Origin of the sequence: Nonomuraea sp. NPDC049504, from assembly GCF_040676845.1 — a bacterium.
GTDB lineage: Bacteria > Actinomycetota > Actinomycetes > Streptosporangiales > Streptosporangiaceae > Nonomuraea > Nonomuraea salmonea.
On the sequence record NZ_JBFAPT010000061.1, the window covers coordinates 20,297 to 28,802 of the forward strand.

Here is an 8,506-nt window from a genome sequence, read left to right on the forward strand (position 1 = left end):
CCCAGAAAAGGCAAAATCGTCAGACAAGTATACTCTGAACCTCAGTAGCCGGCGGCCTTGTCGACGACGTTGCGCAGCGGCTCGCCCCTGACGAAACGGCCCAGGTTGTCCAGCAGGATGTCCAGGCCGCGGCCCGCGGTCTCGCGGGTGGTGGCGCCGTTGTGCGGGGTGACGATGACGTTCGGCAGCGACCAGAACGGGCTGGCCGGCGGCAGCGGCTCCACGCCGTGGGCGTCCAGGCCCGCGCCGGCGATCTCGCCCCGGCGCAGCGCGTCCAGCAGGGCGTCGTCGTCGGCGATGCCGCCGCGTGAGACGCAGACGAAGCAGGCCGTGGGCTTCATCGCGGCGAACTCCGCCCGGCCGAACCGTCCCGCGGTGACGGGGGTGAGCGGCGCGGTGACCACCACGTAGTCCGACTCGGCCAGCAGGCGCGGGAACTCGTCCTGGCCGAGCAGCTCGTCCACGCCGGGCGCGGGGGCGTCCTTCCTGCGCACGCCCAGCACCCGCATGTGGAACGCCTTCGCCTTGGCGGCCAGGTCGAGGCCCGCGTGGCCGAGCCCGTACAGGCCGATGGTCTTGCCGGCCAGCTCGCCGTGCGTGTAGCGCTCCCAGCGGCGCTCGGACTGGGCGCGCAGCCAGCGCGGCACGTCCCTGTCGAGCATGAGGAGCAGCAGCATCGCGTGCTCGGCCAGCGGGATCGCGCCGTTGCCGGTGGCGGAGGTGAGCGTGACGTCGCTCGCCAGCAGCCCCTCGGACAGGATGCCGTCCACGCCCGCCGCCGGGCTGTGCACCCAGCGCAGCCGGCCCGCCTTGGCCAGCAGCGGCTCGGGCACCTTTCCGACGACGGCGTCGGCCAGCTCGATGCCGTCGCCCGGGTCGGCGGCGAACTCGACGTGCGCGGCACCGGCCGCCCTGCGGATGCGGCGGCGGGCGAGCTCGTCGTGGTCGCCGGTGATGATGATTCTCATTTGAGCCCCGTGGTGGCGATGCCGCGGATGAGGTGTTTCTGGGCGATGGCGAAGAAGATGAGCACCGGCAGCAGCGACACCAGCGACATCGCGAACAACATGCCCACACCGCCCTGCGTCTCGGAGTCGACCATGGAGTTCAGCGCCACCGGCACAGTGAACATCTTCGGCGAGGTGAGATAGATCAGCGGGACGAAGAAGTCGTTCCAGGTCCAGATGAAGGTGAAGATCGTGGTGGTGACCAGGGCGGGCCGCATCAGCGGGAGGATCACGTGCCAGAAGGTGCGGAACGGGCCCGAGCCGTCGATCCAGGCGGCGCGGTCCAGGTCACGCGGGATCGTCCTGATGAACTGGACCATCAGATAGATGAAGAACGCGTCGGTGGCCAGGAACTTCGGGATGAGCAGCGGATAGTAGGTGTTCACCAGGTCGAGCTGCGAGAAGAAGATGTACTGCGGGATCACCAGCACGTGCATCGGCAGCATCACCGACAGCAGCGTGATGCCCAGATAGACCCCGCGCATCCTGAACTCCAGCCGGGCCAGCGCGTACGCGGTCAGGGAGCAGGAGAACAGGTTGCCGATGATCGAGCCGACGGTGACCAGCAGCGAGTTGAGGAAGAAGACGGTGAACGGCCGGTTGAGCGCGTTCCAGCCCGCGACGAAGTTGTCGAAGGTGATCTCGCTGGGGATGAGTCCCGGCTCGGTCAGGATGAGGTGGTCGGGCTTGAGCGAGCTGACGATCATCCAGATCAGCGGATAGAGCATCAGCAGCACGAAGACGCCCAGGCCGAGGTGCTTGAGCAGGTCCCGGCGCCCGCGCCGGCGCAGGGCCGCCGTGGTGCGGGCGCGCGAGGAGTCGAGCGAGGTCGTCGCGGTCGTCATCAGTCGTCTCCGTAGAAGACCCAGTACCTCGACAGGACGAAGTGCACGGCGGTCACCAGGCCGATGGCCGCCATCAGCACCCAGGCCAGCGCGGAGGCGTAGCCCATGTCGAAGTTCGTGAATCCCTGCTGGTAGATGTAGAGCGTGTAGAACAGCGTCGAGTTGGCGGGGCCTCCGGTGCCGCCGCTGACGACGTGGGCCTGGGTGAAGGTCTGGAACGCGCCGATCGTCTGCAGGATCAGGTTGAAGAAGATGATCGGGGTGAGCAGGGGGATCGTGACCGCGGTGAACTGGCGCACGATTCCGGCGCCGTCCACCTTGACGGCCTCGTACAGCTCCTCGGGGATCTGGCGCAGTCCGGCCAGGAAGATCACCATGGGTGAGCCGAAGGTCCAGACGTTCAGCACGATCAGGGTGGACAGCGACAGGCTGGGGTTCTGCAGCCAGCTCCCGAGTTCGAGGCCGAAGAGTGACAGCGCCCGGTCGACCAGGCCGTTGTCGCCGAAGATCTGCCGCCACAGGATGGCCACGGCGACGCTGGTGCCGAGCAGCGAGGGCAGGTAGAAGGCGCTGCGGTAGAAGGCCAGGCCGCGCAGGCCGCGGTCGAGGATCAGGGCGAGCAGCAGCGCGAAGCCGAGTTGCAGCGGGATGGAGACGACGACGTAGACCGCGGTCACGCGGACGGCGGCCCAGAAGTAGTCGTCCTGGAACATGCGCTCGAAGTTCTCCAGGCCGTTGAACTTCGGCGAGCTGAGGATGTTGTAGTCGGTGAAGGCCAGGTAGAGGGAGGCGATCAGAGGTACGGCCGTGACCAGGACGAGGCCCAGCCACCAGGGGATCAGGAAGACGTGTGCGGCGCCGCCCTGACGATGGAGCTTCGACATGGGGATTCCTACTTGGCGCGGGCGATGCCGGCCGAGATCTCGTCGAGCAGTCGTTGGGCGCCGTCGGCGGTGCTCAGGCGGCCGAGTGAGATCTCCTCGGCGACCCTGCCCATGGCGGTGCGCCAGGTGCTGGTGCCGGGGGGCGCCTCGAAGCGGGGGCGGCGCTCGGCCTTGCGGCTGACCTGTACGGCGTCGAGCGACTCCTTGTCGTCGCCCTGCGCGGCGGCCAGCGTCTGCTCGAAGACCTTGGGGTTGACCGGCGCGCCCATGGTGAGGCCGACGGTCTTGATCATCGCGGGGTCGTTGGTGTTGTAGCTGATGAGCTTGCCCGCGGCCTCCAGCTTGTCGTCGTCGATGCCCTGGTAGATGGCCATCCGGGGGTAGTAGAGGAACGGGTGCCCGGCCTGCGCGTCCTTGGCCACGGGAACGCTGCGCAGCTTGAAGGAGTAGTCGGGGAACATCTTGGCGTCGTCGATGATGTGGTTGGAGTTGCCGACCTTGGCCAGCACCTTCTTGCCGACCAGGGCCCAGTCGGGGCCCATGCCCTCCTGCTCGCTCAGCGTCAGCACCGCGCCGGCCTTCTGCATCTTGTCCCACCAGTCGAACCAGGCCCGGACGCTGTCGGCGGTGAAGCCGGGGTTGCCGTCCTCGCTCCAGAGCAGTTCGCCGCGCTGGCGCAGCCAGGCCTCGAACACCATGTCGGCGTCGGCCTCGTACGGCAGGCCCTTGCGCTGCTTCGGGTTGTCCTTGGAGTAGTCGATGAGGAACTCCGACCAGGCGTCCCAGTCGGCGTCGGCCGGCGGCAGCTTGACGCCGTCCTCCTCGGCGAACGTCTCGTTGTAGCGGAAGACGGGGACGAAGATGCCGATCGGCATGGTGTTGAGCTGCCCGTCCAGCTTGAACGACTCCAGCTCCTCCTTGGAGTAGTCGGCCAGGTCGACGCTGGGCACCTCGTCGAGGCGCCGGTAGATGTTGCTCTTGTGGTACGTCATGACCTGCGCCGAGGCGATCCAGAAGATGTCGGCCACGTCGCGGGCGGCCATCTGGGTGGTCATGCGCTCCTGGAAGGCGGTGTAGTCGGCGAACTCCGGTTCGACCTGGATGCCCGGGTTCTTGGCCATGAACTCCTTGAGTGCCTTCGTGTAGTTCTGCTGCCGGACGTTGTTGCCCCACCACGCGTACCGCAGCGTGGTGCCGTCACCGCCGCCCGAGTCGCCGGCGCCGCACGCCGTCAGGCCGGCCCCCAGTGCCCCGGCCGCCGCCAGCTTCAGAAACCCCCGCCGATCCAGTCCGCTCATCACGTTGTTCTCCCGTCGTTCTCACAGGGGACCGGCTACCCCGGTGATGGTCCAGTGTTCATTTGTCTAACGAGACCGTCAATAGGTCATGAATACTTGTTTGACAATTTCACGACTTCGAAGAGGCCGATCTCCGGCAGCCGCACCCGGCCGCCGTCCACCTCCAGGGGGCGGTCCGCGCGCAGCGCGTGCGCCTCCCACTCGCCCGGCCAGGGCAGGTCGAGCCACGATTCCGCGATCGGCAGCGGGCGGCGGAAGCGCTGGTCGGCGTCGCCCGAGCGGTTCAGCAGATGGATCACCCGGAGGTCCCCGGCGCGGGCGGGCACGATCTCCGCCTGCTCGGGCAGCCCCGTCCCGACGGCGAGGCCGGCGGGCAGGCGGTCGGCGAACAGGTCGCGATGGGCGCTCAGCCCGGTCTCCCGGTAGCCGCGCCCGACCGTCCACGGCATCAGCACGCCTCTCCCCCGGCCGTAGGGGGCGCTCAGCCAGCCGGGATGGCCGGTCTCCAGATGGCCGTGACACTTCTCCGGCGGGCCGTACCTGGCCCTGGAGAGCGCGGGCAGGCCCGTCTCCGCTCCCGGCGCGGGCTCGACCACGTGGAAGGCGCCGATCACCGGCACCATGCCGCGGTCACCGCGCAGGTGCAGCGAGCGGACGGACTCCTCCGTCGTGTACGCGGCCAGCCGGCGGGCGACGGGCAGGCAGGCGAGCCCGGCGTCGCTCGACCCGGTCGCCAGCACGGTGCCGCCCGCCTCGGCGTAGGCGTCCAGCACGCCGGGACGGCTCAGCTCGCCGGCGTCGGGCAGCACGACCAGCTCGTACCTGGACAGGTCGCTCGCCGCCAGCTTCTCCTCGGGCAGCACGTCGAAGGGCACGTGCCGCTCCAGCAGCGCCAGGTAGAGCCCCTGGAACTCGGCCCGCTCCCCTTCGGGGCGGACCAGCAGCGTGCGCGCCTCGGAGACCAGGTCCCGGTAGACCTCGGCGTGGTCGCGGTGGAACCGGGTCAGCTCGCCGGCGATCTCCAGGCACTCGTACGGGCTGTCGTCCGGCGTCCCCATGATGTATGTGGACGGGATCGCCCCCCGCGAGATCGCCTGCAGCAGATACTGGGCGAAATGGTGAGGCTCCTCCCCCGCCATCCGGTACGGCATGTCCACGAACCCCACCGAGTTGACCAGCACCGGCACCTCGGGCCGGTACGACTTGGCCGCGCTGACGTGCTCGCTGGTCCTGTGGTGCCACAGGGGCCGGCCGACGGCGTTGTTCGCCTCGTGGAAGACGATGTCGGCGTGCTCGCCCAGGATGAGCGCCGCTTCGGGCCTGCGCCCGGCGATCTCGGCCCGGATCCTGGCGTGCAGGTCGTCCAGCGTCGCACGCGTGAACGCGCGCCACCGGGCGTCGGCCCGTTCCGGCAGCTCACCGTCGTAGCGGCGGGCGCAGGCCAGGCAGTGGCAGACGCCCCAGTATCTGCGGCTGTAGTCCACTTCGTTGAACGACATCCAGTTGAGGAAGAAGCCGTCGATCTCGTAGCGGTCGAGCACCTCCCCGATCACCTCGAACAGCTTGACCTGGTAGTAGTCGCCGCTCGGGCACACACTGGTGAGGCCGTTGTAGACCTGCCGCTCGCCGGCGGGCGAAACGAAGCACCACTCCGGATGCCGCTCGGCCCGCCGGTGGTCGATCTTGGAGAAGTCCATCCTGGCCAGCACGCGCACGCCCCTGCTCCGGGCCGCCGCCACCGCGTCGCCGATCAGGTCGCCGGACGGGCGCTCGGCCAGGTGCGGGTTGCGGGTCTGGAAGTCCAGGCCGGTCGGATAGTTCGACAGGATGCCGCCGACGCTGATCAGCCAGGCGTTCGCGCCGAACTCCTCCAACTGGTCCAGCACCCGCTCGACGTCCAGCCCGGCGTCCACCTCGCGGAGGTTGGTCTGGAACATCCGGAACGGCTCGCGCCACCAGACCCGGCTCACCTCGGCTCCCACGTCAGGTGCACGACCTCGATGAGCCCGGCACCGGTCAGCTCCACCTCGGCCCGGCCGTCGCGGACGGCGACGGGGGCCTCGCTCCCGTCCACCAGCAGCCGGGCCGTGGCCCCCGCCGCGTCCGGCGGCAGCGCGACGGAGACTGTCTGCGGCGGCAGCGGGATGGTCTCCCTGATGGCGCCGCGCATGGCCATGGGGTTGGTCAGGTTGACCACGGTGACCGCGAGACTGTGCTCGTCGCGGCGCACGGCCAGGTCGACCAGCCCCGGGCCGCGTACGGTGGCCTCGGGCTCGCCGCCGAGCGCCCAGCGCACCGCGTTGGCGATCAGCCGGCCGTGATCGGCCTGGAGCGTCTCCCAGAAGATCGCCCCGAGGTCGAACGGGATGTAGACCACCCGGCCCGGCCCCTCCCTGGTGATCACGGCGGGGGCGTCGGGGTCCTTCCTGGCGTACAGCTCCTCCATCGGCAGATCGGGAAAGTCCGGCACGAACCGGAACGGCACCTGCGTGCCCGGCCTGGCCTCGACGCCGAGCAGCCGGGTGCCGCCGATGATCCGCCCGGCCGGGCCGAAGCCGCCGCTGACCGGGTGCTCGCAGGTCAGGGCGATGTAGTTGTTCTTGATCGGGCCTCTGAGCGGGCTGACCAGGTCCGCGCCGAAGACGTCGGCCAGGCCGAAGTTGGCCCGGGGCTCGCCGTGCTCGTCGTACAGGGAGGACTGGTGCGCGGCGACCAGGCCGCCGCCGGCGGCCACGTAGTCGCGGACGGCCGCGCACTGCTCGTCGCTGAGCTGCTCGGCGTTGGCCAGCACCAGCACCTTGTACGGCCGCAGCCGCTCGGCCGACAGCACCTGGTCGGCCAGCAGGTCGAACGGGATCCGCGCCTCGACCAGGGCCTGGTAGAAGCCGTCCTCGTCGGGGAAGGAGTGCGCCGCCCCGCTCCTGATCCGGCCCGCCCTGCTCGGGTCGACCAGCGCCACCTCGGCCGTGACCGGCATCGGCGCCAGCACCGGCTCCAGCTTCGCGTGCAGCCCGAACGCGTCCACCACGGCCGGCACCCAGCGCGGGTCGGAGACGGTGGCGTTGAACTTGGTGAACCAGGGGAACGCGCCTTGCGCGAACCCGTCCACGATCCACGTCCGGACCTCCTCCGGCGGGGCCACCGAGTCCTTCCACCGGTGCTGGTGGTACTCGGGCCCGACCGAGGTGATGAGCCCGACCGGCCGGTCGGGGAACAGGCCTCTGCTGCGCTTGGCCACCCGGCCGGCCGCCCACGGCGCCTCGATGCCCGAGCGTCCCTGCTTGTCCACCACGAACAACGGGTAGACCCGCTTGACCAGCTCGGGCTCCAGGTCGCGGGCGGCGAAGGCGCCCAGGTTGGGGATGAAGCGGGCGTGCGGCCGCAGGTCCTTGACCGCCGCGTCCCAGATCGAGACCAGCTCGCTGAGCCGGCGCCGCCGCCAGGCCACGTACGCGGGCCAGGCCGGGTCGGTCGTGTCGTGCTCGCGCTTCGGCAGCTCGAACCCCGTGTCGTCGCGGAACGAGCGCCGCGCGGCCTCGCTGTAGGAGATGCCGTAGTAGCCCTCCCACCGGTTGGCGAAGATCGCGTCCACGTCGTACTCGCGCACGATCTCCCTGGCCACCTCGGTGACGAACTCGCGGTGGTAGCCGGTGAAGGCGCAGGTCAGCCAGATGCCGGGATGTGACCAGTGCTCGATCGGCGCCCCCTCCTGGTCGCACGCCAGCCACTCGGGATGGGCCGTGGCCGCGTCGGCGTGCACGGCGTGGGGGTCCACCCTGGCCATGACGTGCATGCCGAGCCCCCTGGCCGCCTCCACGAGCGCGCCGAACGGGTCGGTGTCGCCCATGAAGGTGCTGCGGTGGTGGTACGGGATGCGGGTCGGGTAGTAGGCGATGTAGCCGCCCGCGCTGACGCAGACCGCGTTCGACCTGCTGTCCCGCATGACCGAGGTCCAGAAGTCGACGTCGAGGTGCGCCGGGTCGTCCTCGGCCAGCGTCAGTTGCGTCCAGCGGGTCGCCGTCAGGGGCCAGTCGGGTGTTCGCATGCGGCAGCGCACCTCTCGTCAAGCTCACTTGTTAGACGCGGAATATTGTCATACAAGAATGCAAGACGTACAAGGGGTAGATGTGTCGCGCGGGTGGTGCCCCTGGATTTTCACGGCGGCGATCTGCCTGCTCGGCCCGCTGCGATCACGAAAGGTCCCCGCATGTCCGCCGCAGGCTCTCGACGAGGAGCCTCATGATCAGCAACCTTCTGACCTGCCGGAACCCTCAGCTTCGTCCGGCCGCGGCGATCCGGCTCGGCTACCGTCTCCACCTGCCCACCCGAGGTCACACGGCGACGACCGCCAGTGCGGCTACAAGAGAACGATGGGTCGTGGAGCAGGTGCGCCGTGAGGCGCTGATTGATCGAGTGGAGGTGAGAGACCGCCACCTTCGCCCTGTCGCAGCAGGGTGATGAAGCTGGGGGCA

Annotated in this window: 6 protein-coding genes; all 6 read right to left on the reverse strand. The window is 69.5% G+C overall.

Translation table 11 applies throughout. From position 1 onward, the window contains the following. Positions 1-41 precede the first annotated feature (41 nt). Positions 42-968, reverse strand: a complete 927-nt coding sequence (locus AB0K28_RS50860; protein ID WP_364385670.1) for a D-2-hydroxyacid dehydrogenase — start codon at positions 966-968, stop codon at positions 42-44. Next, the gene (locus AB0K28_RS50865; protein ID WP_364385672.1) at positions 965-1,852 is read right to left on the reverse strand and encodes a carbohydrate ABC transporter permease; all 888 of its coding nucleotides are present in this window, start codon (positions 1,850-1,852) and stop codon (positions 965-967) included. Before AB0K28_RS50865 ends, AB0K28_RS50860 begins: the two co-directional genes overlap by 4 nt. Then, positions 1,852-2,736, reverse strand: a complete 885-nt coding sequence (locus tag AB0K28_RS50870; protein ID WP_364385674.1) for a sugar ABC transporter permease — start codon at positions 2,734-2,736, stop codon at positions 1,852-1,854. The genes AB0K28_RS50865 and AB0K28_RS50870 overlap by 1 nt, the downstream gene beginning before the upstream one ends. 8 nt (positions 2,737-2,744) lie before the next feature. Further along, positions 2,745-4,034 (reverse strand): ABC transporter substrate-binding protein, encoded by a 1,290-nt coding sequence (locus AB0K28_RS50875; protein ID WP_364385676.1) that lies wholly within the window; start codon positions 4,032-4,034, stop codon positions 2,745-2,747. A gap of 86 nt (positions 4,035-4,120) precedes the next feature. Beyond that, entirely contained in the window at positions 4,121-6,004 is a 1,884-nt protein-coding gene (locus tag AB0K28_RS50880) for an alpha-amylase family protein (protein WP_364385678.1), read from the reverse strand. Continuing rightward, positions 6,001-8,079, reverse strand: a complete 2,079-nt coding sequence (locus AB0K28_RS50885; RefSeq protein WP_364385680.1) for an alpha-amylase family protein — start codon at positions 8,077-8,079, stop codon at positions 6,001-6,003. The genes AB0K28_RS50880 and AB0K28_RS50885 overlap by 4 nt, the downstream gene beginning before the upstream one ends. Positions 8,080-8,506: the final 427 nt, after the last annotated feature.